The 25,737-nt window shown below is 72.5% G+C and carries 24 protein-coding genes and 1 tRNA gene; 14 read left to right on the plus strand and 11 right to left on the minus strand.

What is annotated here, in order from left to right; translation table 11 throughout:
• Window positions 1-68 precede the first annotated feature (68 nt).
• Window positions 69-851, minus strand: coding sequence for a class I SAM-dependent methyltransferase (locus FH609_RS11465; RefSeq protein ID WP_139667278.1), 783 nt, complete (start codon window positions 849-851; stop codon window positions 69-71).
• Between the two features lie 117 nt (window positions 852-968).
• Here FH609_RS11465 and mshA point away from each other — a divergent pair, with 117 nt between their 5' ends.
• Entirely contained in the window at window positions 969-2,228 is a 1,260-nt protein-coding gene (gene mshA / locus FH609_RS11470; protein WP_139667380.1) for a D-inositol-3-phosphate glycosyltransferase, read from the plus strand.
• A complete protein-coding gene (locus FH609_RS11475) occupies window positions 2,221-2,766 on the plus strand; it encodes a YbjN domain-containing protein (protein ID WP_139667277.1) in 546 nt (181 codons plus the stop codon). The genes mshA and FH609_RS11475 overlap by 8 nt, the downstream gene beginning before the upstream one ends.
• Before the next feature lie 247 nt (window positions 2,767-3,013).
• Here FH609_RS11475 and FH609_RS11480 read toward each other — a convergent pair whose 3' ends face one another.
• Window positions 3,014-5,749, minus strand: a complete 2,736-nt coding sequence (locus FH609_RS11480) for a SpoIIE family protein phosphatase (protein WP_226961580.1) — start codon at window positions 5,747-5,749, stop codon at window positions 3,014-3,016.
• Between the two features lie 113 nt (window positions 5,750-5,862).
• Between FH609_RS11480 and FH609_RS11485 the strand changes: the two genes are divergently transcribed.
• Window positions 5,863-6,621: a phosphoglyceromutase gene (locus FH609_RS11485; RefSeq protein ID WP_122185728.1), complete on the plus strand. Its 759-nt coding sequence runs from the start codon at window positions 5,863-5,865 to the stop codon at window positions 6,619-6,621.
• Window positions 6,622-6,728: 107 nt separating this feature from the next.
• Here the strand turns inward: FH609_RS11485 and FH609_RS11490 are convergent, their stop codons facing one another.
• Window positions 6,729-7,190, minus strand: coding sequence for an Lrp/AsnC family transcriptional regulator (locus tag FH609_RS11490; protein ID WP_139667275.1), 462 nt, complete (start codon window positions 7,188-7,190; stop codon window positions 6,729-6,731).
• A gap of 93 nt (window positions 7,191-7,283) precedes the next feature.
• On the opposite strand from FH609_RS11490, the gene FH609_RS11495 reads away from it, so the two are divergent.
• On the plus strand, window positions 7,284-7,769 hold the full coding sequence (locus FH609_RS11495) for a rhodanese-like domain-containing protein (protein ID WP_139667274.1): 486 nt from the start codon (window positions 7,284-7,286) through the stop codon (window positions 7,767-7,769).
• A gap of 388 nt (window positions 7,770-8,157) precedes the next feature.
• Here the strand turns inward: FH609_RS11495 and phoU are convergent, their stop codons facing one another.
• The gene (gene phoU, locus FH609_RS11500; protein ID WP_122185725.1) at window positions 8,158-8,844 is read right to left on the minus strand and encodes a phosphate signaling complex protein PhoU; all 687 of its coding nucleotides are present in this window, start codon (window positions 8,842-8,844) and stop codon (window positions 8,158-8,160) included.
• Between the two features lie 221 nt (window positions 8,845-9,065).
• Between phoU and FH609_RS11505 the strand changes: the two genes are divergently transcribed.
• Window positions 9,066-10,385 carry a sensor histidine kinase gene (locus FH609_RS11505; protein WP_139667273.1) on the plus strand — a complete coding sequence of 440 codons (1,320 nt, stop codon included), beginning with the start codon at window positions 9,066-9,068 and terminating at the stop codon, window positions 10,383-10,385.
• Window positions 10,382-11,062, plus strand: a complete 681-nt coding sequence (locus tag FH609_RS11510; RefSeq protein ID WP_122185723.1) for a response regulator transcription factor — start codon at window positions 10,382-10,384, stop codon at window positions 11,060-11,062. Before FH609_RS11505 ends, FH609_RS11510 begins: the two co-directional genes overlap by 4 nt.
• Before the next feature lie 73 nt (window positions 11,063-11,135).
• Here the strand turns inward: FH609_RS11510 and FH609_RS11515 are convergent, their stop codons facing one another.
• Window positions 11,136-11,909 (minus strand): DUF461 domain-containing protein, encoded by a 774-nt coding sequence (locus tag FH609_RS11515; protein WP_139667272.1) that lies wholly within the window; start codon window positions 11,907-11,909, stop codon window positions 11,136-11,138.
• 424 nt (window positions 11,910-12,333) lie between these two features.
• Here FH609_RS11515 and FH609_RS11520 point away from each other — a divergent pair, with 424 nt between their 5' ends.
• The 7 genes from FH609_RS11520 to FH609_RS11550 all read left to right on the plus strand — a co-directional run bounded on the left by FH609_RS11520 (window position 12,334) and on the right by FH609_RS11550 (window position 19,859).
• The gene (locus tag FH609_RS11520; protein WP_097233172.1) at window positions 12,334-12,816 is read left to right on the plus strand and encodes a CarD family transcriptional regulator; all 483 of its coding nucleotides are present in this window, start codon (window positions 12,334-12,336) and stop codon (window positions 12,814-12,816) included.
• Window positions 12,817-13,178: 362 nt separating this feature from the next.
• Window positions 13,179-13,940: a 2-C-methyl-D-erythritol 4-phosphate cytidylyltransferase gene (gene ispD, locus FH609_RS11525; protein ID WP_139667271.1), complete on the plus strand. Its 762-nt coding sequence runs from the start codon at window positions 13,179-13,181 to the stop codon at window positions 13,938-13,940.
• Window positions 13,930-14,463, plus strand: a complete 534-nt coding sequence (gene ispF / locus FH609_RS11530) for a 2-C-methyl-D-erythritol 2,4-cyclodiphosphate synthase (protein WP_139667270.1) — start codon at window positions 13,930-13,932, stop codon at window positions 14,461-14,463. The genes ispD and ispF overlap by 11 nt, the downstream gene beginning before the upstream one ends.
• Window positions 14,464-14,566: 103 nt before the next feature.
• Window positions 14,567-15,958, plus strand: coding sequence for a cysteine--tRNA ligase (gene cysS, locus FH609_RS11535; RefSeq protein ID WP_139667269.1), 1,392 nt, complete (start codon window positions 14,567-14,569; stop codon window positions 15,956-15,958).
• 43 nt (window positions 15,959-16,001) lie between these two features.
• Window positions 16,002-16,952 carry a 23S rRNA (guanosine(2251)-2'-O)-methyltransferase RlmB gene (gene rlmB / locus FH609_RS11540; RefSeq protein WP_139667268.1) on the plus strand — a complete coding sequence of 317 codons (951 nt, stop codon included), beginning with the start codon at window positions 16,002-16,004 and terminating at the stop codon, window positions 16,950-16,952.
• 266 nt (window positions 16,953-17,218) lie between these two features.
• Complete coding sequence (locus FH609_RS11545; RefSeq protein ID WP_226961581.1) at window positions 17,219-18,850, plus strand: DoxX family membrane protein; 1,632 nt, start codon at window positions 17,219-17,221, stop codon at window positions 18,848-18,850.
• A gap of 145 nt (window positions 18,851-18,995) precedes the next feature.
• Window positions 18,996-19,859, plus strand: a complete 864-nt coding sequence (locus FH609_RS11550; protein ID WP_226961582.1) for a DUF3626 domain-containing protein — start codon at window positions 18,996-18,998, stop codon at window positions 19,857-19,859.
• A gap of 68 nt (window positions 19,860-19,927) precedes the next feature.
• Here the strand turns inward: FH609_RS11550 and FH609_RS11555 are convergent, their stop codons facing one another.
• The 3 genes from FH609_RS11555 to FH609_RS11565 all read right to left on the minus strand — a co-directional run bounded on the left by FH609_RS11555 (window position 19,928) and on the right by FH609_RS11565 (window position 22,566).
• On the minus strand, window positions 19,928-20,659 hold the full coding sequence (locus FH609_RS11555) for a nucleotidyltransferase family protein (RefSeq protein WP_139667266.1): 732 nt from the start codon (window positions 20,657-20,659) through the stop codon (window positions 19,928-19,930).
• Window positions 20,660-20,678: 19 nt separating this feature from the next.
• Window positions 20,679-21,080, minus strand: a complete 402-nt coding sequence (locus FH609_RS11560) for a hypothetical protein (RefSeq protein WP_139667265.1) — start codon at window positions 21,078-21,080, stop codon at window positions 20,679-20,681.
• Between the two features lie 352 nt (window positions 21,081-21,432).
• The gene (locus FH609_RS11565) at window positions 21,433-22,566 is read right to left on the minus strand and encodes an ABC transporter ATP-binding protein (RefSeq protein ID WP_139667264.1); all 1,134 of its coding nucleotides are present in this window, start codon (window positions 22,564-22,566) and stop codon (window positions 21,433-21,435) included.
• 221 nt (window positions 22,567-22,787) lie between these two features.
• Between FH609_RS11565 and FH609_RS11570 the strand changes: the two genes are divergently transcribed.
• A tRNA-Thr gene (locus FH609_RS11570) sits at window positions 22,788-22,861 on the plus strand.
• A gap of 125 nt (window positions 22,862-22,986) precedes the next feature.
• On the opposite strand, the gene FH609_RS11575 is transcribed toward FH609_RS11570, so the two are convergent.
• Genes FH609_RS11575 through FH609_RS11585 form a run of 3 tightly spaced genes read right to left on the minus strand, consistent with a single transcriptional unit; the run spans window position 22,987 to window position 25,636 of the window.
• A complete protein-coding gene (locus tag FH609_RS11575; protein WP_139667263.1) occupies window positions 22,987-24,606 on the minus strand; it encodes a tyrosine-type recombinase/integrase in 1,620 nt (539 codons plus the stop codon).
• Between the two features lie 20 nt (window positions 24,607-24,626).
• Window positions 24,627-25,163: a hypothetical protein gene (locus FH609_RS11580; protein ID WP_139667262.1), complete on the minus strand. Its 537-nt coding sequence runs from the start codon at window positions 25,161-25,163 to the stop codon at window positions 24,627-24,629.
• Window positions 25,164-25,192: 29 nt separating this feature from the next.
• Window positions 25,193-25,636, minus strand: a complete 444-nt coding sequence (locus FH609_RS11585; RefSeq protein WP_139667261.1) for a helix-turn-helix domain-containing protein — start codon at window positions 25,634-25,636, stop codon at window positions 25,193-25,195.
• Window positions 25,637-25,737 lie beyond the last annotated feature (101 nt).

Raw genomic sequence — 25,737 nt, forward strand, 5'->3', positions numbered from 1 at the left:
CCGCCCCCGAGTGGCGACCCGGCCCCGGCCGTTCCCTCCGAGGAGCCGGCCCGGGCGCGGGCTCGCCGTCAGCCGGCGGGCGCCAACGCCCGCCAGGCCACCGTCACTTCGCCCTCCCGCCAGCGGCGCGGCCCGTCCGCCAGGGGCCAGTCGGCGCGCAGCGCCGCCACCGCGTGCAGCCACCGCTGCCGCGCGCCCAGCGGCGCGTACCCGGCGGCCGACGCCCACGCCAGGTCGAAGTCGCGCAGGAACGCGTGCACCGGCTCGCCCGGCACGTTGCGGTGGATCAACGCCTTCGGCAGCCGTTCCGCCAGGTCGGACGGCCGGCCCAGGGCGGCCAGCCGGGCCGCGAAGGTGACCGTGCGCGGCCCCTCGGGGCCGAGCGCCACCCAGACGTGGCGGCGCCCGATCTCGTCGCAGGTCCCCTCCACCAGCAGCCCCTCCGGCGCCAGCCGCGCGCACAGCGTCGCCCACGCGCCGGCCACCCGCTCCTCGTCGTACTGCCGCAGCACGTTGGCCGCCCGCACCAGCAGCGGCCGTTCCCCGCCCGGCAGCGGCAGCTCGAACCCGCCGTGCGTGAAGTCGAGCCCCGGCTCGGCCCAGGGGCGGGCCGCCGCGACGCGCTCCTGGTCGATCTCCACGCCGGTCACCCGGACGTCGGGCCGCACCCGGCGCAGCCGGTGCAGCAGTTCGACGGCGGTCCACGGCGCCGCGCCGAAGCCCAGATCCACGGCGAGCGGCGCGCTGGCCGCCCGGCGCAGCGCCGGGCCCTGGGTCGCGGCGATCCAGCGGTCCATCCGGCGCAGCCGGTTGGGATGGGTGGTTCCCCTGGTCACAAACCCCTCCGCCATGCGGTGGAGCGTAACCCCCGCACAATGGGAACAGGTGCGCCGTCCCGCCGGTTGTACCCGGGGAGCCCGCCCAGCCGTCGTTGAGGAGCCGTCGTGCCGCACATCCGCCGGGTTGCGATGTTCAGTGTGCACACCTCGCCGCTCCACCAGCCGGGCACCGGCGACGCGGGCGGGATGAACGTCTACATCGTGGAGCTGGCCCGCCAGCTGGCCGCGCTCGGCACCGAGGTGGAGATCTTCACCCGCGCCACCGCCGGCGGCCTCGACCCGTGCGTGGAACTGGCGCCCGGCGTGCTGGTGCGGCACATCGACGCCGGCCCGTACGAGGGGCTGAGCAAGGAGGAACTCCCGGCGCAGCTCTGCGCGTTCACCCACGGCGTCACCCAGGTCTGGGCGGCCAGGGCGCCCGGGTATTTCGACCTGGTGCACTCGCACTACTGGCTCTCCGGACACGTCGGCTGGCTGGCCGCCGAGCGCTGGGGCGTGCCGCTGGTGCACGCGATGCACACCATGGCCAAGGTGAAGAACGCGGCGCTGGCCACCGGCGACACCCCGGAGCCGGCCGCGCGGGTCATCGGCGAGACCCAGATCGTGCGCGCGGCCGACCGGCTGATCGCCAACACGGCCGAGGAGGCCGGCCAGTTGGTCCGCTACTACGAGGCCGACCCGGCGCGCACCGCAGTGGTGCACCCCGGCGTGAACCTCGACGTCTTCCGCCCCGCCGACGGCCGCCGCGCCGCCCGCCGCCGGCTCGGGCTGCCGGCGGAGGGGGTGGTGCTGCTGTTCGCCGGCCGCATCCAGCCGTTGAAGGGACCGGACATCCTGCTGCACGCCGTGCGCGAGCTGGTGGACGCCGACCCCGCGCTGCGCGACCGGCTGGTGGTGCCGATCGTGGGCGGGCCGAGCGGCTCGGGACTGGCCAGGCCCGAGCGGATGCAGAAGCTCGCGGTGCGGCTCGGCATCGCCGACCTGGTGTGGTTCCGGCCGCCGGTGGCCCAGGAGCGGCTCGCCGACTGGTACCGCGCGGCCAGCGCGCTGGTGATGCCCTCGTACAGCGAGTCGTTCGGCCTGGTCGCCGCCGAGGCGCAGGCGTGCGGCACCCCGGTGGTCGCCGCCGCCGTCGGCGGGCTGCCGGTGGTGGTCCGGGAGGGCGAGACCGGCTATCTGATCGACGGGCACGACCCGGCCGACTTCGCCGTGGCGCTGCGCCGGTTCTGCGACCACCCGGCGCTCCCGGAGCGGCTGGGCGAGGCGGCGCACCGGCACGCGGCCGGCTTCGGCTGGGGCTCAACCGCGCGGGAGACGCTCGACGTCTACCGCGCGGCCCGTGAGGAGCAGCGGTTCGCCAACCCCGGCCTACGATCGGCACATGGCTGACGTTCCCGCACCCCCTCCCGACGACCCGTCCGCACGCTGCGTCCGCGCCATCGAGGAGGCGCTGAACGAGGCGGGCGCCGAGTGGGAGAGCCCGGAACGCGGCCACTACGTGGTGTCCCTGCCCGGCACGCGCAAGCTCTCCACCACCTGCTCGCTGGTGGTCGGCCGGCACGCGCTGTCCGTCAACGCGTTCGTGGTGCGCCGGCCGGACGAGAACCACGAGGCGGTGTACCGCTGGCTGCTGGAGCGCAACACCCGCCTCTACGGCGTGGCCTACGCCGTGGACCGGCTCGGCGACGTCTATCTGACGGGGCGGCTGCCGCTCGCCGCGATCACCGCCGAGGAGGTCGACCGGCTGCTGGGCGTGGTGTTGGAGAACGCGGACGGCTCGTTCAACACGCTGCTGGAGCTGGGGTTCGCCTCCGCGATCCGGCGCGAACACGCGTGGCGCACGGCGCGCGGCGAATCCACCCGCAACCTCGACGCGTTCCGCCATCTCACGGAGGCGCGGGGCCCCGGGGGCCCCGCGCCGGAGTAGCGCCCGCCCACCGGCGGTGTCAGGGGCGCGGGGAACTGCGCGAGCGACCCGCCATGTACCCGCACTCGACAGCGCACCTGCCCTCACCGGCTTCGTTGTCGTCTTCCGGCCGCGCCACCTCACCCGCGCCCCTCGCCTGGCCGGCGGTTAGGGGCGCGGGGAACTGCGCGAGCAACCCGTCACGCACCCGCATCCGACAGCGCACCTGCCCCCACCACCTCCGTTGTCGTCCTCGGACCGCGCCACCTCACCCGCGCCCCCGCCCGTCCGGGCGCGTCCCACCGTCGCCGGCCAGGCGCCCCGCGCCCTCGCTCCCGTCCCGCCGGCCAGGCGCCCCGCCCCGCGGCAACCGCTGTTCCGCCCAGATCACCTTCCCGCCGCGCCCGTGCCGCGTTCCCCAGCGGGCCGCGTAGCGGGACACCAGGAAGAGGCCCCGCCCGCCCTCGTCCGTCATCGACGCGTTGCGCATGTGCGGCGAGGTGCCGCTGTTGTCGTAGACCTCGCAGATCAGCGACCGGTCGCGCAGCAGCCGCACCCGGATCGGCCCGGCGCCGTGCCGCAGCGCGTTGGTGACCAGCTCGGTCACGATCAGCTCCGTGCCGAACGAGACCGACGTCAGCCCCCACCCCGCCATCACGGCCGCGACCCTCGACCTGGCGGCCGGCACGCCCGACGGGTCGACCGGCACCTCCCACTCCACCACCTGGTCGGGCGCCAGCCTGCGGGTGCGGGCGATCAGCAACGCCACGTCGTCCGTGGGGTGTTCGGGGAGCATCGCGTCCAGCACCGCGTCGCAGGCCCGGTCCGGGTCGGCCGGCGCCTGGGCGAGGGCCTGGCCGAGCAGCGTCAGCCCGTCGTCGATGTCGCGGTCCCGCGACTCCACCAGCCCGTCGGTGTAGAGCGCGATCCTGGCGCCCTCCGGCAGCTCGATCGTCACCGTCTCGAAGGGCATCCCGCCGACCCCGAGCGGCGGGTGGGCCGGCAGGTCGGGGAACTCGACGGAGCCGTCGGGGTGGACCAGCACCGGCGGCAGATGCCCGGCGCGGCCCAGCGCGCAGCGGCCGTCCACCGGGTCGTAGATGGCGTAGAGGCAGGTGGCGCCGGTGATCGGCCCGGTGGGGTTGATCCCGCCGCCGTCCTCCTCGCCGCGTTCGGCCAGCTCGTCGAGCCGGCCCAGCAGGTCCTCCGGCGGCAGGTCGAGCGCGGAGAAGTTGTGCACCGCGCTGCGGAGCAGCCCCATGGTGACCGCCGCGTGCAGCCCGTGCCCCACCACGTCGCCGACGACCAGCGCCACCCGCGCCCCGGAGAGCGGGATCACGTCGAAGAAGTCGCCGCCGACCCCGGCCTGCGCCGGGAGGTAGCGCGACTCGGCCTCCACCGCCGACTGGGGCGGCACCTCCGTGGGCAGCAGGCTCCGCTGGAGCGCCTCGGTCATGTCGTGTTCCCGCGTGTAGCGGCGCGCGTTCTCCACGCAGACGGCGGTGCGTGCGGCCAGTTCCTCGGCGAGGGAGAGGTCGTCCATGTCGAACGGCTCCGGCCGGTCCCGGCCGCGCCAGAAGGCGGCCATGCCGACGACCACGCCCCGGGAGACCAGCGGCGCGGTGATCAGCGAGTGCAGTCCGGCGTCCAGCACCCGCCGGGCGAACGCCTCGTCCCCGTGGCGCCACCACTCCTCGGCCGCGAGGTCGGGGGTCAACACGGTCCGCCCGGCGCGCAGTTCGGCCAGCTCCTCGCTGTCGATCTCCAGCCGGAACGAGGTGCCGACGGGGTGCAGCGGATGCGGTGCGCCGGCCGGGCCGACGGCGGCGCGCCGCACCCGTTCCTCCGCGCCGATCGCCTCCTCGCCGCGCAGCACCGCCTGCGAGAGGTCCACGCCGACCAGGCTCGCGAAGTCGGGCACGGCCACCTCGGTCAGCTCCTCGGCGGTCCGCCGCACGTCCAGCGTGCTGCCGATGGCGACGCTCGCCCGGTAGAGCAGCGTGAGGCGTCGCTGGGCCGCCTCGGCCTGCCCGCTGAGCACCCGCATCTCGGTGGTGTCGCGCAGGGTGGTGACGGTGCCGGGGCGGTCGTCGTTCCCCTGGATCAGCCGGTGGTTGACGGTGATCAGCCGGTCGCCCCACAGGTGGACCTCGTCGGTCGCCTCCCGGTCGGAGGCCAGCAGCCGCACCGTCCTGCGGTCCAGGCCGAGTTCGTCGACCGGCCGGCCGGTCGCCTCCGCCGGCAGTTCGAGCAGCCGTTCCGCCTCCTCGTTGACCAGGGTCAGCCGCCGGTCGGGATCGAGGATCAGCACGCCCTCGCGGACCGCGTGCAGCACCGCGTCGTGGTGCTCGTACATGCGGGTGATCTCCGCCGGCCCGAGCCCCCGGGTCTGGCGCAGCAGCCGCCGGCTGACCAGCCAGGTGCCGCCGGTCACCAGCGCGACGGCCACCAGCGCCGCGCCGACGACGAACGGCAGCTCGTCGGCGAGCAGCAGGTTGACGGTCCGCACGGTGACGCCCGCGCACACCATGCCGACGACCTCTCCGTCCCCGTCCCTGATCGGAACGGTGACCTGGTGCAGCGGTCCGAGGGTGCCCTCCAACGACTCGGTGACGGTCTCGCCCTCGCGCACCGGGCCGAGAGTGCCGACGAACTCCTTGCCGATCCGGTCGGTCTTGGGGTGGGTGTAGCGGATGCCCTCCTCGTTGAGAACGACGATGAAGTCGAGGTCGGCGCCCTTGCGGGCGTCCTCGGCGCGCGGCTGGAGCACCCGGGTCGGGTCGTCGGAGCGCAGCGCCGCCAGCATTCCAGGGGCGTTGGCGAACGCCTCGGCGGCGCTGAGGCTGCGCTGGAACGCGGCGTCGGTCTTCTCGCTGCGGGACTGGAGCACCAGCGCCGCCACCGCCGATGCGGCCAGCAGCAGCACGATGACCAGCTGGATGATGAACATCTGGCCGACCACGCTGCGCCCGCTGAACACCGACCCGAAGGCACGCCGGCGCATTCCGGAGAGGCGGCGGAGGACGGATGGGAGTTTTGCCCGCATTGCTTTACTTTGCACCAAGCTGAGTTCGGGGGCCGCGCATCCGTCCCGGCGGCCTCGTCTACGCTCGGCACATGGCCGACGCACCGTACAAGCTGATTCTGCTCCGCCATGGCGAGAGCGAGTGGAACGCGAAGAACCTCTTCACCGGATGGGTGGACGTCAACCTCACGGAGAAGGGTGAGAAGGAGGCGGTTCGCGGCGGCGAGCTGCTGAAGGACGCCGGGCTGCTGCCCGACGTGCTGCACACCTCGCTGCTCAAGCGGGCGATTCGCACCGCCAACCTGGCGCTGGACGCCGCCGACCGCTCCTGGCTGCCGGTGCACCGCTCCTGGCGCCTCAACGAGCGGCACTACGGCGCGCTCCAGGGCAAGGACAAGGCCGCCACGCTCGCCGAGTTCGGCGAGGAGCAGTTCATGAAGTGGCGCCGTTCCTACGACACGCCGCCGCCGGAGCTGGCGGACGGCGCCGAGTGGTCGCAGAGCGACGACCCGCGCTACGCCGGCATCCCCAGCGAGCTGCGCCCGCGCACCGAGTGCCTCAAGGACGTCGTCCAGCGGATGCTGCCCTACTGGTACGACGCGATCGTCCCCGACCTCAACGCCGGCCACACCGTGGTGGTCGTCGCGCACGGCAACAGCCTGCGGGCGCTCGTCAAGCACCTGGACGGCGTCTCGGACGAGGCCATCGTCGGCCTCAACATCCCCACCGGCATCCCGCTGCTCTACGAGCTGGACGCCGACTACCGGCCCGTCGTCCCCGGCGGCCGCTACCTGGACCCGGAGGCCGCCGAGGCCGCCATCCAGGCCGTCGCCAACCAGGGCAAGAAGTAACGCGCGCCCCGTTCGCCCGTCGACCGCCACGGCGGGGCTCCCGGCCAACCCGGCCGAGGAGCCTCGCCGTTGGGTTGCCCGGCGGCCGTGGTCCCGCTGCCGCGCGCTCAGCCCTCCGCTTCGGCCGGGGTCAGCGGGCGCCTGGGCAGCGGGCTGGAGTAGACGACGCTGGTGGTGACCGAGCCGAGGCCGGCCACCCGGCCCATGATCTGCTCCAGATGTCGCATCGAACGCGCCAACACCTTGACCACGAAACAGTCCTCCCCGGTCACATGGTGTGCCTCCACGATCTCCGGGGTGGCGTCCACCAGATCGTGGAACGGCTTGTAGTTGGCGGTCGGATAGCGCAGCCGGACCAGCGCGAGGATCGGCAGCCCCAGCCGCTCGGGGTCCAGCACCGCCGTGTAGCCGGCGATCACCCCGCTCTCCTCCAGCCGGCGCACCCGCTCCGTCACCGCGCTCGGCGACATCGCGACGGCCCGTGCCAACTCGGCGTAGCTGGCCCGCCCGTTGCGTTGCAGGGCCTCCAGGATGCGGCGATCGGTCTCGTCCAGGGAAACAGCGGTCATGCCCGATCATTGCCGGGGAACGGCCGGTCGGACAAGCGAAAGCCCGTCGATGATCCGTGTTCAGCGCCGATCAGCGCGCATAATCTCGCGTTCATGAACAGCACCAGCACGCCGGCGCCCAGCGCCCCGCTCCAGCACCCGCCGGCCCCGCCCGCCGAGGCCGTCGCCTTCTTCGCCGCCCGGCTCGCGCACCAGGCCGACGTCTCCGACGTGCACGCGGCCCTGGAGTCCGGCAACCCCGGCTTCACGCTGGTCGACACCCGTTCGCCCGACGCCTGGGACCAGGGCCACGTCCCCGGGGCGATCCACCTGCCGCGCGCCGAGATCGCCGAGCGGGCCGGGGAACTCCTCGCCCCCGGCACCGTCGTGATCACCTACTGCTGGGGCCCCGGCTGCGACGGCGCCACCCGCGCCGCGCTCGCCTTCGCCCAACTCGGCTACCCCGTCAAGGAGATGATCGGCGGCATCGAGTACTGGACCAGGGAGGGACTGCCGGTCGCCGACGGCGAGGGCCGGGTCGCCCGCCGCCCCGCCGACCCGTTGACCGCCCCCGAGCGGGGCGCCGGCTGCGCCTGCTGAACCGGCCGGGCGGCGCCGGCCAGGGCCGGCGCCGAGGCCCGGGCCGCGAGGCGTCAGCCGCAGGCGGACCCGCACTGACAGGCGGACCCGGACTGGCACCCGCAGCTACAGCCGGAGCCGCAGCCGCAGGCGCCCAACACCGGCAGCGAACGCCGGTCGCCCGGCGCCACCACTGCCTGGCCGGCCGGCGCCGGCTCCGACGGGTGGGGTGAGACGGCCATGGGAGAGTCCCCTCTGTGGGTTGGCATGGGTCAACGGCGGTGCGTTGCTCCCTCATTGGACGTCCGCACCACCCGGGAGCGTCAACCGCGCACGGCCGGCGCGCGGGCGTGAAGCCCGAGCGCCCCGGGGCGCGCACCCCGGGGCGCCCGCCCCGCCACCGCGTCGCTCAGGCCCCCGGCTCGGTCGCCCGCTCCGCCTCCGGCGTGAACTCGTCCGCGTGCTCCCCCGTCACGAGGAACACCACCCGCCGCGCGATCGACACCGCGTGGTCGGCGAACCGCTCGTAGTAACGACCCAGCAGCGTCACGTCCACCGCCGTCTCGATCCCGTGGTTCCACCGGTCGTCCAGCAGATGGCTGAAGAGCGTCCGGTGCAACGAGTCCATCTCGTCGTCGTCCTGCTCCAGCTGCATCGCCAGCTCGACGTCCTTGGTGAGCAGCACCTCCGTGGCCTTCGCCATCAGCCGCTGCGCCAGCTGCCCCATCTCCAGGATGGTCGCCGACAGGTCGCGCGGCACCGCCGAGTCGGGGAAGCGCAGCCGCGCCACCTTCGCCACGTGCTGCGCCAGGTCCCCGCAGCGCTCCAGGTCCGCGCTCATCCGCAGGCTGGTCACCACGATCCGCAGATCCGTGGCCACCGGCTGCTGCCGCGCCAGCAGCGCGATCGCCGCGTTCTCCAGGTCGCGGTGCATCTCGTCGACCTTGTCGTCGGCCTCGATCACGCTCTCGGCCAGCTTCAGGTCGGCGTCCAACATCGCGGTCGTCGCCCGACCTATCGCCGAGCCGACGAACCGCGCCATCTCGACCAGGCTGTCGCTGATCGCATCCAGTTCCTCGTGGTAAGCGTCACGCATGACTGTCCTTCCCTCACCCGGCAGTATCCCGGCGCCTGCCCGACAACACCCCAGCGCATCCCGGCACCGGGCTTCCGGCTCTCACGCTCTGTCCGGAAAGCAGCCGTTTCCGCCCCGCCAAGTGAACCATCGCTGTCGTCAAGGTGAACTCTCCCGGGCGGGTGGACGAGCATCTTCGGTCAGCTCTGTGGCACCGGGCCCGCGCCGCATAACCTGAGGATATGGACGTGAACGCGGCGGTCGCCGCAGTGGCGGCGATCGCCGGTGTGTGCACCGGCGTGGTCGCCATGCTGGCGTTCCGGCTCAGCGAGCGCGAACGCGGGCGTTCCCCGCGCAGCGCCCCGCCGGCCGAGCCCACCCTGCCGCCCGGCGTGGACACGGTGCTCTCCGTGCTCCGCTCCTCGGCCGTGGTGCTCGACGAGAGCGACACCGTGCTCAAGGCCAGCTCGGCCGCCTACGCGCTGGGCCTGGTCAGAGGCGGCCGGCTCGCCGTCGAGCCGATGCTCAAGATGGCCAGGGACACCCGCAGGGACGGCGAGATCCGCCAGCTGGAGCTGGACCTGCCCCGGCGCAACCGCCCCGGCCGCGCCGACCTGCTCGCCGTCTCCGCCCGCTCCGCCCCGCTCGGCGCCCGCCTGGTGCTGCTGCTGGTCGAGGACCTCACCGAGGCCCGCAGGATCGAGGCGGTCCGCAGGGACTTCGTCGCCAACGTCAGCCACGAGCTGAAGACGCCGGCCGGCGCCCTCTCCCTCCTCTCCGAGGCGGTCCTCGACGCGGCCGACGACCCCGAGGCGGTCACCCGCTTCGCCGGCCGGATGCAGAACGAGGCCACCCGCCTCACCAACCTCATCCAGGAGCTGATCGACCTCTCCCGGGTCCAGGACAACGACATGCTCAGCCAGGCCGAGCTGGTCTCCGTGGACGAGCTGGTCACCGAGGCCATCGACCGCTGCCGCCAGCAGGCCGACGGCCGGCAGATCACCATCGCCTCCGGCGGCACCGCCGACCTCTCCGTCTGGGGCAACCGCGGCCAGCTCGCCGCCGCCCTGGGCAACCTGGTGGAGAACGCCGTCAACTACAGCCCGCCGCACACCCGCGTCGCCATCGCCGGCTCGCTGGTGACCTCCGGCGGCGGCGACCTCGTCGAGATCGCCGTCACCGACCAGGGCATCGGCATCCCCGAGACCGACCGGGAGCGGATCTTCGAACGCTTCTACCGTGTCGACCCCGCCCGCTCCCGCGCCACCGGCGGCACCGGTCTCGGCCTGGCCATCGTCAAGCACGTGGCCGCCTCGCACGGCGGGGAGGTCCTGGTCTGGAGCGCCGAGGGCCAGGGCTCCACCTTCACCCTGCGCCTGCCGGAGCCCGGCAGCGCCCGAGAACGCCACCTGGCCGTCCGCCGAGACCGCGACGGCCTCGGCGGCACCCTGCACGAACCCGCCGAGTTCCCCGAACAGGCCGACGCCGACACCGAGGTCGACGGCCAGGGGGACCCCCAGTCCACCCGCACCAACGAAACTGCCCGGGAGGTCCTCCCGTGACCCGAGTGCTCGTCGTCGAGGACGAGGAGTCGTTCAGCGACGCGCTGTCGTACATGCTCCGGAAGGAGGGCTTCGAGGTCGCCACGGCGGCCACGGGGCCCGAGGGGCTGGACGAGTTCGAGCGCAACGGCGCCGACCTGGTGCTGCTCGACCTCATGCTGCCCGGGCTTCCCGGCACCGAGGTCTGCCGCCAGCTCCGTGGCCGTTCCAACGTCCCGGTCATCATGGTGACCGCCAAGGACAGTGAGATCGACAAGGTGGTCGGCCTGGAGATAGGGGCCGATGACTATGTCACCAAGCCCTTCTCCTCCCGCGAACTCGTCGCCCGCATCCGCGCCGTGCTGCGCCGCAGGGGCGAGTCCGAGGAGGAGAGCCCGGTCGCCCTGGAGGCCGGCCCGGTCCGGATGGACGTGGACCGGCACGTGGTCACCGTCTCCGGACGCAAGGTCGACCTGCCGCTGAAGGAGTTCGACCTGCTGGCCATGCTGCTGCGCAACGCCGGCCGCGTGCTGACCAGGATGCAGCTGATCGACCGGGTCTGGGGCGCCGACTACGTGGGCGACACCAAGACCCTGGACGTGCACGTGAAGCGGCTGCGCGCCAAGATCGAGCCCGATCCGGGAGCCCCGCGCTACCTGGTCACGGTCCGGGGCCTCGGCTACAAGTTCGAGCCGTAGGCCGCGACGGAAGCGACAGACGAAGGGGGCGGGCCGCCAGGCGGCCCGCCCCCGAAGTCGTCTCCGCGCGCGCTCAGTCCTGCGCGTCCACGCCCTGCTCGCCCTCGACGCCCTCGGTGGCTTCGGTGCCCTCGGTAGCTTCCGAGCCCGCGCCGTCCGCCGGCGCCTCCGGGTCCTCGACGTTCTCGTCGGTTCCCTGGTCGGTGTCGGCCTCGGCGTCCTGCCCGGGCTCCGCGGCGCCGTCAGCGCCCTCGTCACCCGCAGCGCCCTCGGTGCCCTCGTCGGCCGGGGTCTCCTCCTCGGCGGGCGCCTCCTCGACCGGCTCCTCCTCGGCGGGCGGCGGCGCCCACGCCTCGTAGTAGGCGAACGCGCCCGAGGCCGGCACCACGCGGGCCGAGAGGCTGACCTCCCCGGTCTCGCTCAGCACGAAGACCAGACGCTGCGCGTTCCCGAGCCGGACCTCGGCGCCCTCCGGGTCGGTGAGGACGGCCGTCGCGTTGCCCTCGCCGCCCAGGGCGACCGAGCCGCCGGCCGGCACCGTCACGCTGGTCTCGCCCTCGGCCGGGAGCAGCTCCAGCTGCTGGCCCGAGTCGGCGAGCGCGACGGCCCTGAGGGTCTGGTCCTCGGTGCCGTTGTTGATGAGGCGGGCGCTGAGGCCGGCCCGGTCCTCGCCCTCGGGCAGGATGACGTTGACGCTCTGCACCTTGATCTCGTCGACCTGGGCGGAGGCGTTGTCCGGGCGGACGTTGTTGGTCTCGGCGTCGTGCCCGGCCGCGCAGGCCGTCAGCGCGAACAGCGGGAACGCGAAGAAAGCGGCGGCCACGCCGCGTCGAAGGCTGCTGCTCACGGCGGCGGCATCTCCTCGGACGGTCTCGGTGATCTACTTCGGCCGCCTCAGGGTACCGACCCACCCGGACGGCCCCGCACCCGGCCCGCCTCCCGCGAAGTGAAATGGCGATCAAGAGGCTTTCCGTTGATCAATTCTTCGGGTCCCGCGACACCCCGAGCGGCGGCATTCTGTCAACCATGACAAAACGGACAGCTTTCCTTCTTCGGGGGAACTTCTTTCTCTTCTCCGGGCCCCCTCGGACGGAACTTCGAGGTTTGGCAAACCGGGCCCTCACCTGCGGATACCCGCCGCGCCGGCCCGCCCGAAGCACGTCACGGGCGCCCTTGTCAACCCCCGAGATGCGGTCTGACCTGCGGAAACGTCATTCAAAGGCGCGTTCCGCCGTGTTAGGATGGAGAGCCACGGAAGGGGTACCTGTCACATGACGTTCAAGGTTGGCGACACCGTGGTCTATCCCCATCACGGCGCCGCGCTGATCGAGGCCATTGAAACTCGCCAGATTAAAGGCGTGGACAAGACTTACCTGGTGCTGAAGGTCGCTCAGGGCGACCTCGAAGTGCGTGTGCCGGCAGAAAACGCCGAACTCGTCGGTGTGCGCGACGTGGTTGGGCAGGACGGCCTGGATCGGGTCTTCGAGGTGCTGCGCGCCCCGTACGCCGAAGAGCCGACCAACTGGTCGCGCCGCTACAAGGCCAATCTTGAGAAGCTGGCGTCCGGCGATGTCATCAAGGTCGCCGAGGTGGTCCGCGACCTCTGGCGCCGGGAGCGCGAGCGCGGCCTCTCCGCAGGCGAGAAGCGAATGCTCGCCAAGGCCCGGCAGATCCTGGTGAGCGAGCTGGCCCTCGCCGAGTCCACCAACGAGGACAAGGCCGAGTCCCTGCTCGACGAGGTTCTCGCTTCCTGAGTACCGCACGTCACACGCCGCCCGGTCCTCGACGACGATGCCGACCACGCACCCCGTCGACGTTCCGGAACGTGTGACGCCATAACGTGCTACAGCGCCCGAAGGTATGTATGCCCATGCCAGACCGGGCGCTGTGGCACGTGTGGATCAGTGGTTCACAGGTCAACCGGTCGGCATCCCACCCGCCGATCCCCGCTTCTGTCGCCGCCCGCCGTGGCCGTGCCACGCCGATCGGTGCCAGAGTTGTGCCGGGCTGGTGAAGCTCCGCTCGACCGGTTGTCACGGAAGGGCCAGTCGTGTGAGCCCGGCACGCTCAGGCCATACCCATCACCGCCCCGAGAGCAAACCTGCACCGGTCATCAATGTCAGACGTCACACCGTTCATCGAAGAGCCGCCCCCGACGCGCGCCGCCGCCGTGATTCCGGCGGCCGGCCTCGGCCTGCGGCTCGGCCCCGGGGCGCCCAAGGCGCTCCGGCCGCTCGGCGGCACGCCCATGCTGGTCCACGCGGTGCGCGCCATGGCCAGGGCCAGGGCGATCGCGCTGGTCGTGGTGGTCGCGCCGCCCGAACAGGTCCCGCTGGTCCGCTCGTTGCTCGACGAGCACCCGCCGCCGCCCGCCGTCGAGCAGCTGGTGGTGGCCGGCGGCGCGACCCGGCAGGAGTCGGTCCGCCTGGGGCTGGCCGCGCTCCCGGAGGACATCGGGGTGGTGTTGGTGCACGACGCGGCGCGCCCGCTCGTTCCGGTGGAGACCGTGGACGCGGTCGCCGCCGCCGTGCGGTCGGGCGCCCCCGCCGTGGTGCCCGCGCTCCCGGTGACCGACACGGTCAAGGCGATCGCCAGGCCCGGCGCCCCCGGCGAGCCCGAGCCCGTGGTCGCCACCCCCGAGCGCGCGCTGCTGCGCGCGGTCCAGACCCCGCAGGGCTTCGACCGGGCGACCCTGCTCGCCGCCCATGACGCGGCCACCTCCGACCTGGCCACCGACGACGCGGGGCTGGTCGAACGGATGGGCGTGGAGGTCGTGTTGGTGCCGGGCCACGAGGAGGCGTTCAAGGTGACCAGGCCGCTGGACCTGCTGTTGGCCGAGGCCGTGCTGGCCCGCAGGAGGATCAACGATGGCTACTGAGTCGGTTGGGTCGGGCGGGTCGGTCGGGCCCGCCGTGCCGGGGCTGCCCCTCGTCGGGATCGGCACCGATGTGCACGCCTTCGAGGCCGGCCGGGAGCTGTGGTGCGCGGGGCTGTACTGGCCGGATGCCGGGTTCGGGCTGGCCGGGCACTCGGACGGGGACGTGGCGGCGCACGCCGCCTGCGACGCGCTCTTCTCGGCGGCCGGGCTCGGCGACCTGGGCGCGCACTTCGGCACCGACCGTCCCGAGTGGGCCGGCGCCTCGGGGACCGCGCTGCTGGCCGAGGCGGCCCGGATCGTGCGCGGCGCCGGCTTCACCGTCGGCAATGTGGCGATCCAGGTCATCGGGGTCCGCCCCAAGATCGGCACCCGGCGCGCGGAGGCGCAGCGCGCGCTCTCCGCTGCGGCGGGTGCGCCGGTCTCGGTCTCCGGCACCACCACCGACGGGCTCGGCCTCACCGGCCGGGCCGAGGGGCTGGCGGCCGTCGCCACCGCGCTGGTGCTGCCCCCGGCCGACGGCTGAGCGTCGACCCTTTCGCCCGAGCGGCTCCGGGCGGCGGTTCCGGGTGGGTTCACCCCCGCCCCGGGGGGCGCGGCCCACCCTCCGTGCCCACTACTCTTGAGGCGTGACCATTCGCCTGTATGACACCAGCAGCCGGCAGATCCGTGACTTCAGCCCGCTCCGGCGCGGCTGCGTCTCGATCTACCTCTGTGGCGCCACCGTGCAGGCTCCTCCGCACATCGGTCACATCAGGTCGGGTCTGAACTTCGACATCATGCGTCGGTGGTTCGCCTACCGGGGCTATGACGTCACGTTCGTGCGCAACGTCACGGACATCGACGACAAGATCATCGCCAAGAGCGCCGAGTTGGGCCGGCCCTGGTGGGCCATCGGCTATGAGAACGAGCGCGCCTTCGACGCGGCCTACGACGTGTTGGGCTGCCTGCCGCCCGACTACGAGCCCCGCGCGACCGGCCATGTGCCGGAGATGATCGAGATGATGCGCACGCTGATCGGCCGTGGCCATGCCTATCCGGCCGACGGCAATGTCTACTTCGACGTGCGGAGCTTCCCGGAGTATCTCCGGCTCTCCAACCAGGAGTTGGACCAGCTGCTCCAGCCGGCCGGCGAGGGCGAGACCGGCAAGCGCGACCCGCGTGACTTCGCCCTGTGGAAGGCGGCCAAGCCGGGCGAGCCCAGCTGGGAGACGCCCTGGGGACGCGGTCGCCCCGGCTGGCACCTGGAGTGCTCGGCCATGGCGCACAAGTACCTGGGCGAGGCGTTCGACATCCACGGCGGCGGGATCGACCTGGTCTTCCCGCACCACGAGAACGAGATCGCCCAGTCCAAAGCCTACGGCGACGCGTTCGCCAGCTACTGGGTGCACAACGCCTGGCTGACCATCGGCGGCGAGAAGATGAGCAAGTCGCTGGGGAACTCCGTGCTGGTCTCGGAGATGGTCCGCCGCTGGCGCCCCATCGTGCTCCGCTACTACCTGGGCACCCCGCACTACCGCTCCGCCATCGACTACAGCGAGGCGTCGCTGGCCGAGGCGGAGACCGCGTTCGCCAGGATCGAGGGCTTCCTCCAGCGCGGCGTCGAGCAGGCCGGCGACGTCGCCCCCGCGGAGACCGTTCCGGACGACTTCGCGGCCGCCATGGACGAGGACTTCGGCGTGCCGCAGGCGCTGGCCGCCGTGCACACCACCGTTCGCCAGGGCAACGCCGCGCTCGCCGAGGGCGACAAGGAGTCGTTGACCGCGCTGCTCGCCCAGGTGCGCGCCATGCTCGGCGTGCTCGGCCTCGACCCGCTCGACCCGGCCTGGACCGGCGCGGGCGAGCGCGGCGCCGAGCTGACCGGGGTGGTCGACACCCTGGTCTCCATCGTCCTCGGCCAGCGGCAGGCGGCGCGCGAGCGCAAGGACTACGGCACCGCCGACGCCATCAGGGACCAGCTGAAGTCGGCCGGACTGGTCATCGAGGACACCCCCAACGGCCCCCGCTGGGAGCTTGGCTGACCGCCGAGCCCCAGCCCCCGACACCACGGAACACGAGACATCCATGCCAGGCAACAGCCCGCGCCCCAACCGTCGCACCAGCAACAAGAAGGGGCCCCAGATCGGCAGCGGTGGCCAGCGCCGCCGAGGACTGCGGGGCAAGGGCCCCACCCCGCCCGCCGAGATGCGCACCGGCCACGCCAAGAAGCGCGCGGCCGACGTCAAGGCGCGGCAGCAGGCGTCCCGCCAGGGCGCCCGGCGCGGCGCGAAGGCGGCGAACGAGCTGGTGGTCGGGCGCAACCCGGTGCTGGAGGCGCTGCGCGCCGGCGTTCCGGCGAACGCGCTCTACGTGCAGCAGTTCCTGGAGAGCGACGACCGGGTCACGGACGCGGTCAAGCTGGCGGTGGCGAGGCCCGATCTGCACCTGGTCGAGTCGCCCAAGCCCGAGCTGGACCGGATCACCTCCGGCCTCAACCACCAGGGCCTCGTGCTCCAGGTGCCGCCCTACGACTACGCCCACCCCGACGACCTGCTGGAGGTGGCGGCGGAGTCCGGCCGCGACCCGCTGATCGTGGTGCTGGACGGGGTGACCGACCCGAGGAACCTGGGCGCGGTGGTCCGTTCGACGGCGGCCTTCGGCGGGCACGGCGTGGTGGTGCCGGAACGCCGGGCGGCCGGCATGACGGCGACCGCCTGGAAGACCTCGGCCGGAACGGCGGCCACCACCCCGGTGGCCAGGGCCACCAACCTGACCCGCGCGCTCCAGGGCTACCAGCGGGCCGGGCTGATCGTGGTGGGCCTGGCGGCGGACGGCGAGGCCGAACTGTCCGACCTGGACGCACTGGACGGCCCGGTGGCGATCGTGGTGGGCAGCGAGGGCAAGGGCCTGTCCCGGCTGGTGGGGGAGACGTGCGACCTCCGGGTCCGCATCCCGATGCCGGGCGGCGCGGAGTCCCTCAACGCGGGGGTCGCGGCGGGCGTCGCGCTCTACGCGGCGGCCACGCGCCGGGCGTGAACGGGGCGGGTGTGTGGTGGTGAACGGAGGCGCCGCGCGCCGGGCGTGAACGGGGGCGCGCGGGCGTGAACGTCTGGCCCGTTGAACCTTGTGCGCTGGTGAACCGCCGTGCGGCGCACGGGAGATGACGCGCGCCGTCATGTCAACCGCCACGCCGGTGTGGCTTTGACGGGTCGCGGACATACTTTGTCGCCGAGAGGCAGTGTCCTAAGCCTTTGTCACTCGGTTAGATGAGCGTGGACACCAGAACACTCCGCGGCCGACCGATGGACGAGCCGGTGCTGAGCATGGTCAAGGTGCCATGCGACCCGGCGCAGGTCATCGTCAACCACGCCAGCTTCCGGGTGCGACTGGCCACCCCGCCCCCGGTGAGCATCCCCCTCCCCGAGGGCCTGGGGCAGCCGGCGCTGCCCGGGGCGTCGACGGCGCGGCGCCGCCCGCTGGTGTGGAGCGGCCGCAGCGAGCCGGGGGACCGGGCCGCCGGGTCGCTGCTCCAGGCGGTGCGCGCGGCCGGCCGGCCCGAGGCGCCCGGCGCAGCGGGGGACGACGGTGCCGCCACCGAGGTGCTGCCCCGGATCGGGGCCGGCGCCCGGCGCGTGGCACGGGTCGGCACCGTGGTCGCCCCCAGGGAACCGGGGCCCGGCGAGACCACCCGGCCGTTGCCGCCGGTGCCGGCGCCCACCCGGGCGGAGCCGGGGACCGGGGAGCGCGGCGCGGGAGCGCGCGCCGGCGCGGGCCTGGCGCACGCGGGGGCGTGGGACCCGGCGGAGGCCGAAGAGACCGGGGAGTTCGCCAGCCCCCTCGACGAGGGGCGCGCGCCGCGCACCGGACACGGGCGCGGGCGCGGCCGGCAGCGGGCCAGGGCGTTCCACCCGGACCGCCGGCTCAGCCTGGGCCTGGTGCTGCTGCCGCTGCGGCTGCTGCTCGGCTTCATGGCGATCTACGCCGGCATGGGCAAGCTCACCGACCCGGTCTACTTCGACGGCGGCGACCGGGGCTCCCTCTCCACCTGGCTCGCCTCGTTGGAGCCCTGGGCGCTGGCCGCCCCGCTGCACGAGTGGACCCTCGCGCACCCGGTGGGCGCGGGGCTCACCGTGGCGTTCACCCAGATCGTCGTCGGCGTGCTCACCCTCTTCGGGCTGTGGCAGCGGGTCGCCGCGCTGCTGGCCGCCGCGCTCTCGCTGGCCCTGCTGACCACCGTCAGCTGGCAGCACGGTCCGGCCTACGACACCCCCGAGGTGGTCCTCTTCGCCGCCTGGACGCCGCTGGTCATCGCCGGCGCGCCGGTGCACTCGCTGGACGCCCGGCTCGCCGGCGAGGCGTGGCGGCGGCTGGGGCCGCGCGCCCCGCTGTCCGCGCTGCGGCGCCGGGTGCTGCGGCGCGGCGGGCTGTTGGCGGCGCTGCTTCTCGGAGTGGCGCTGCTGGTCGGCTCGTTGCTGGGCAGCGCGGTGCGTTCCTCGCAGTTCGCGACCGTTCCCGAGCCGGGTGAGCCGCCGCGCAACCATCTGCCGGGCGAGCCGCTCGTGGACGAGGAGGAGGAAGCGCGCGAGACCGCCGAGCGGGAGGCGGCCGCCGAGGCCGAGCGCCGCGAGGAGCGGGAGCGGGCCGCCGAGCGCGAACAGACGGAGGAGCAGCGGCGCGAGGAGGCCACCCAGGAGCCGACGGCGCCGGCCGAGCCCTCATCTCCCGAGGACCAGCAGCAGGCCCCGACGCCCGAGCAACCCACCCCGGAGCAGCGGGAGTCCGCGCCGGCCCCGCCGCCCAGCCCCGAGAACGGCGCGGGCGGCGACCCCGGTACCGGCGGCGGCGCCGAGGAGCCGGGCCAGGACGCCGGCGGCGGCGAGGACGACGGGGGTGATCAGAGCAGCCCCGATCCCCTGGGAGGGCTGCTCGGTTAGGTGGCGTACTCGGTTAGCAGCGATCAACGGCGGTGTCCGGGACGGCGGTTGTCGTCCCAGGGCGCCGCCGTTGCCGGTGCCGGGGCGTTCCGGCGCGCCGGGAAAAGCGGGGAACGGGCGGCGGCCGCCGGGGCAGACTGGGGCCGTGCGCACGCATGTCGACCCCGACCAGGACCCTGACCAGGGCTCCCCGCAGCGGCGGGCGTTGCGCCATGTCGCGACGTTGGCCACCGGCGGCCCGCTCGACCCGACACTGCCGCTGACCATGAACTTCCACCCCGACCGCCTGGTGGCCGGCGAGCCGATCCTGCGGCGGATGGCCAGGGACGGGGCGTATCTCTCGCAGTTCGTCACCGGGACCAGCAACGGTGGGCTCACCGCGCACCCGGGCGGCGACCGTTGGCGCTGGGAGAGCCGGATGTTCGGCGCCGCCTATGACGCGGCGCCCGCCCAACAGCGACCCGTCTACGGCGCGTTGAACCATCTGCGGCGCTCGACCGGCGGCGCGCCACGCTTCGGCTCGGCGCACTTCCGGCTCGCCCCCGAGGTGCTCGCGCGCGCCACCTTCTGCTACCCGGACAGCTCGACGCTGCCCACCGCCTTCGGCGTGGGCGACCGCTGCGACCTGGTGCGACGGGCGCTGGCCGACCAACAACCCCCGTTGGACGGGCATGTCGAGGCGCATGTCCACGGCCGGGTCAGCCTGGCGCGGGACGTGGCCGCGCTGGTGCTCGACCCCAGCCACCGGGGCACGCCGGTGGCCGAGGCCGCCGCCGCGTTGCCCTGCCCGGTGGAGTGGCATCCCGGCTTCCGGCTGCCGGTCGAAGTCCTGGACGCCAACCCGGAGTTCCGGGGCCCGGAGATCGCGGCGCTCGGCCGGCGGTTGGCCGAGAACGGCCTGCTCGACCCCCGGATGATCGGCGACGCCGCGCGCTCGGAGGAACACGACCCGCAGGACCTGAAGAAGGTCTGGCACTACCTGGCCCACTTCGGCGCCCCGGAACGGTGAGGGTTCGGAACGGTGAGGGTTCGGAACGGTGTCGGACCGGCGCGGCGGCCCGCGCGGGTCAACGGCCGTCAGCGCCCGTTGAGTTCCTTCGCCGCCTCGGTCAGGTCCTTGGCGGTGTCGATGGCCCGCCAGTAGGCGCCCTGCGAGAGCGGGAAACCGGCCAACCGCCGTTCCCTCGCCAGGCGGGGAAAGGTGTGCCGCTCGTGGTCGCCCCGGTCGGGCAGCAGGGCGGTGAACGCGGCGGCGAAGACATAGACGCCCGCGTTGATCAGATACGGCGAGGGCGGGGCCTCGATGAAGTCCAGCACATGGCCGAACTCGTCGGTCTCGACGGCGCCCCAGGGGATGCGCGGCCGGGCCAGGGCCAGAGTGGCCAACGCGTCCCGCTCGGCGTGGAACTCGGCCATCTCGCGCAGCGAGAACCGGGTCCAGATGTCGCCGTTGGTGGCGAACCACGGCTCGTCGGGGCGCGGCAGCGCGGCGGCGGCGTACTTGAGGCCGCCGCCGCGCCCCAACGGCTCCTGCTCCACCACGGTGTTGACCCGCAGCGGCAGTTCGTTCGAGGCGAGCCAGTCCTGGAGCACCTCGGCAAGATGCCCGCAGGAGACCACCGCATCCGTCACGCCCTCGGACGCCAGCCAGCGCAGCTGGTGACCGATGATCGGCTCACCGGTGCCGGGGATCTCCACCATCGGCTTCGGTCGGTCGTCGGTGTACGGGCGGAGCCGGGAGCCCTGCCCACCGGCCAGGACCACGGCCTGACTCGGATGTGTCGCGTCACGGGATGCGGCGTTGCTCATGGCCGCAGCCTATGTGCGCTCAGTTGGACTGGGCCACGCCGGCGGCGAAGGAGGTGTCACAGACGGGACGGGCGAAGCGCTGGGCGCGTTGGGCGCTGCCGTACTTGTCGACGGCGGCCTGCCCGAGGGACCGCGCGATCTCGGCGCAGTGCGGGGCCAGCGAGGGGTCCTCGTCGACGGCCCGCTGGAGTCCGGTGAGCGCCGCGGAGGGGTCCTCCTGGCGGAGGGTCGTCAACAGCCGTTCGCGCAGGAGGTCCTGGGGGGCCTGCTGCTCCTGTTCGGCGGCGGCGGTGAGCATCTGCACCTCGGAGGGAGGGGAGGCCCAGGGCACGCGCGTGACGGCGAGCGTGCCGGAGAGCACCAGCACGGCTGGGAGGGCTACGGCGAGACTTCGGCCGATGTGGCGGAGTGCCTGGTTCACGGGGTCTTCCTCGCGCTTCCTCGCGAAACGGTGACGCGAAACGATCGGGCGGAACGAAGGGAACGGAACGGAGTGCGCCAAACCGCGCCCTGGGAGCGGGCCTTGTGGTTGGCACGAGCCGAATCGTAGCGAGGTGTGGTGGGTTGATGACATTCCGCCACTCGCCCGGGTGACGCCGTCCTGGGGTTTCGTCCCTGGGGGTTGACGCGGACGTTGACCCTCGTTGACGTTCGCGGGCCTGGTGCGGCGTTGGGCGCGGAACGCGGCGGGGCCGCGCCCCCACCCGGTGGGTGGGAACGCGGCCCCGGTGCTGTGGTGCTGTGGTGCTGTGCGCGCCCGTGGGCGCGACGGGTCAGTCGCTGAGGCGCTCGCCCGAGCCGGCGGCGAAGACGTGGGTCTCGCCCGGCTTGGGCTCGACGTGCAGCTTGCTGCCCTTGTCGGGAACGTCGCGGCTGTCGACGCGGATGACCAGGTCCTTGACCTCGCCACCGAACTCGGCGGTGCCGTAGACGTAGGCGTCGGCGCCGGTCTCCTCGACCACGTTGACGGTGACGGCGAGGCCGGCGGCGGCGTCCTCGTCCGCCTTGGCCAGCGTGCTGTCGGAGGAGGAGCCGTTGACGACGCGGAAGTGCTCGGGACGGCAGCCGACGACGACGGTGCTGTCGCCCTTGTTCTGCGCCTCGCTGAGCGCGGCGCGCTCGACCGGGACGACGCTGTTGCCGAACTTCACGCCGCCGTCGGTGATCGGGACCTCCACCAGGTTCATGGCGGGGGAGCCGATGAAGCCGGCGACGAAGAGGTTGGCGGGCTTGTCGTACATGTTGCGCGGGCTGTCGATCTGCTGGAGCAGACCGTCCTTGAGGACCGCGACCCGGTCGCCCATCGTCATGGCCTCGACCTGGTCGTGGGTGACGTAGACGGTGGTGACGCCCAGGCGCCGCTGGAGGCCGGCGATCTGGGTGCGGGTCTGGACACGGAGCTTGGCGTCCAGGTTGGACAGCGGCTCGTCCATGAGGAAGACCTGGGGCTCACGGACGATGGCGCGACCCATGGCCACACGCTGCCGCTGACCGCCGGAGAGAGCCTTCGGCTTGCGGTCGAGGTACTCGGTGAGGTCGAGGATCTTGGCGGCTTCCTCGACCTTGGTCCGGATGTCCGTCTTGTTGACGCCGGCGATCTTGAGCGCGAAGCCCATGTTCTGGGCGACGGTCATGTGCGGGTACAGCGCGTAGTTCTGGAAGACCATCGCGATGTCCCGGTCCTTCGGGGGAAGGTGGGTGACGTCACGGTCACCGATGTGGATCGAGCCCCCGTTCACGTCCTCGAGCCCGGCCAGCATCCGCAGGGAGGTGGACTTCCCACAGCCGGAGGGGCCGACCAGCACCAGGAACTCGCCGTCCTCGATCTGGATGTCGAGCTGGTCGACGGCGGGGGTGTCCGAACCGGGGTAGACCCGGGTGGCCTTGTCGTAGGTGACCGTAGCCATGTTGTCTTGTCTCCTTCTACCGGCAGGAACGTGCCGGACGATCCGAGTAGGAAGGTGTTACGACCATGTATATGGACGCACGGTGAACCTAACTCGAAAGCAATATAAAAGTCAGTACCCACCGGCAAAAAAATCCCGGGCCCTCCCACCGGCCGACAGCCCTCACCAGGGGCCGTGTAGGCTGGTGCGGCCTCTACGGCGCCCAGAACGCACGGGCACCCGCCGCCTTAGCTCAGTCGGCCAGAGCAGCTGTCTTGTAAACAGCAGGTCGTCGGTTCGAATCCGACAGGCGGCTCACAGCCCATACCCGGCCTGACCAGCGCTGGAGTGCCGAGGGGCCCGCGAACGGGTGGGTAGCGCTTCGCCCCGATTTGCGTACCGTGCGTGAGCGCTGCGTGAGCGACGGTCCCCAGAGGGGCGTCACGCCCCCTCGGTCGCCGGTTCGTCTTCTGCCTTCCGTGCCCGGGGCACCACCGCCACCACGCCCTCAGCAAGAGCCTCCTTCAGCTCCTGGAACAGGACCATGTACGTGTCGCTGGTCAGCTTGATCGTGGAGTGCCTGAGCTTCACCTTGGCGTCGTGGATGTCGCCGCCGGCGGCCTTCACCAGCCCGGCCCCGGTGTGCCGCGCATCCCTGATGTTGATCGGGGGCAGCCCGGCACGCTTGCGGATGCGCTGGAACTCGTCGGACAGCTTCTCGGGGTGGACCGGGGTGCCGTCTTCCTCGGTCAGGATGTAGCCGGAGTCCACCCAGGCCGGCGGTGAATCGTCGGGCTCTTCCCCTCTGGCCCGGCGCTCCCGCTGGGCCGTCAGGCGTGCCTCGCCCTCGGCGCGCTTCCGCGCCGTGTCCTCCACGATCAGCCGCACGGTCTCCTCGTCCAGCAGGACCGGCGCCGCACTCCCCTCGGTCTTCGGATCGGACTCGACCGGCGTCCACCCGTCCAGGGTGCGCTCGATCGCGATCCACAGCAGCCGCGTCAACACGTCCAGATCGGTCCGCCGCGCGCCGGCGGCCTCCCCCCGCCGCAGGCAGTGATAGCCCACCAAGCGGTACCCGATGTAGTAGCGCGAGGACACGGCCTCGTCCAAGAACTGACCGAGTTGCTGCGGGGTCCACGCCATCACCGGGCTGGGCACCTCGCCGGTCTCCTGCCAGCGGGCGATGCGCTCCTCGGTCCACAGCAGGCCCTTTGGGCGCTGCCCGCCGGACAGCTCCACGTGCTCGGCCGCGTTGAACGTGAGCCCGGTCTCCCGCTGGCGGGCGATCGCCGCGTTCAGCGCGGTCCGCAGGCACGCCCGTATCCGCTGCTTCGTCGCCGGGCCGGTCAGCTTCATGAACGGCGGCATGGCGGCCAACACCGCCCGCTCTTCCCTCAGGCGCGCCCGCTCCGCCACGGCCGCAGGGGCTTTCGACGCCGGCGGCACCTCGGGCAGGGACCACCGGCACCGGGCGGCCTGAGCGTGTCGTCGCTCGTTGGCCGCCGCGATCCGCTCGTTCCGCTCGTCGATCCGCTGAAACATGTCGTCCAGGTGGGGCACGCTCAACCTGTCCAGACGGATGTGCCCGATCAGCGGCTTCAGGTGCACACGGATGATGCTCTCGTAGCCCCGCGTCGTCTTGGTCTTGATCTTCTTCTTCGACTCCAGCCAGAGATCCAGCCACTCACCGACCGTCAGCTTCGACGAGAGGACCAGTCCAAGGTTGATCTGGCGCCGCACGTCGTTCAGCTCCGGGAGCGGCGCCCGCTTGTCCTTGCTCACCTCTTCGAGGAGGTCACCGAGGCGGATCTGAGCCTCGACGTCATCGCCCTCTGGTAGCGCCAGCAGGTCGCGGACCTTCTCCAGGTCGGCCTGGGCTTCCTTCGCCGAGGCGTACCCGGCGCGGTTAAACGCCCGCCGCGTGCCGTTGTTGCGCGGCGGCAACTCCTGACGCACACACCACACGCCGTGCCGCTTGCTGCTCAGCTTCGGGCACGCCTTGCCCAGCGGCCGGCCATCCTCGCCCCGGCAGTAGCAGCGGCGATACGTCGAACCCTTCACGTCACCCCTCCCGAAGCCGGTCAGCCAGCTTGTCGAGCCCCGGGCGGATCATCCGGCCCAGGGCCATTCTCTCGGACAGACCGCAGCGGGGGATAGTCGGCCGGCTCTCGGTTTGCCTGCTGCTCGCGCTCCAGCCGCCGTCCCAGGGATATGGCATCTTCCAGGAACTCCTCTTTGAAGTCCTCCCTCATCGCCTCGAAATTCTGCTGAGACTTCCGTTCCATTCTGGCGTAGGCAATTCCGAGGGAAACCAGTGTGGCGTCGGATCTGTTTCTATCGCGAAGTGTCTGCCAGAACAGCGAGGTCACGAAGAACATGGAGATGCTAATGAATCCCGAAAGTGCCAGCGTGGCCTCTCGGTCCAGCGCCTCACCTGAGGTGTCGTACCAAGGGGTACACATGTACAAAAACAGAGCTGCCGACGTGCAGGCGAACAGCAACACGACTCGGGAGTAGACCCGGTACACCTTCCTGGTGACACACTCGTAGCAGCGCTTACCGGAGCCCGCTGTAGGAGGCGCTTTGAGGAGGCAGCGCTCGTAGTGCTTATCGTGCATCCCGAAAGCCATTCGGTTCCCCCCAAGGGTCACGCGACTCCCCTTTGAGTCGCTTGGTTCGGCTTCCTGTCTGTCTGAAGAATGAATTCCGCCATCGTCTCGAACGCGTCGATGTTCTTCGGGTCAGTGATTCCAAGGGCGGCAGCCGCCTCCCGGGGGGTGAGTGGGCGTGTCGGACGGGGCGGACTACTCGGACCCAGCCCGTCGTCGGAAATCAGGCCGGAGCGCACCAAGACGTCGGTCAGCTGGAGGTGGAGAGCCTCGGCCAGTGGCTCGAAAAATCGGGGGTCCGGGATGGTCTGGCCGGCGAGCATCCGACTCACACTCGCGTGCGACATTCCGGCGTCTTCGGCCAGCTTCTTCTTGCCGCCGCCCCGCGGGCTGTCGATGTCGTAGCCAGCGGCACGCGCGGCCTCAGCCACGTACCGCCCGAACAGTTCTGCGCGCGTGGGGGTGTTCCTCTCTCGCGTCATGCTTCCACGCTAGCAAGTAACCACCAGGGTAGGTAAGGGCGCACGCCGTGGGAAGTGACACGCCCGGGATTGCTTACGTACTTGCGAGGAAGCAGAGGGCG

Origin of the sequence: Streptomyces sp. 3MP-14, assembly GCF_006334905.2 — a bacterium.
Taxonomy (GTDB): domain Bacteria; phylum Actinomycetota; class Actinomycetes; order Streptomycetales; family Streptomycetaceae; genus Streptomyces; species Streptomyces triticirhizae.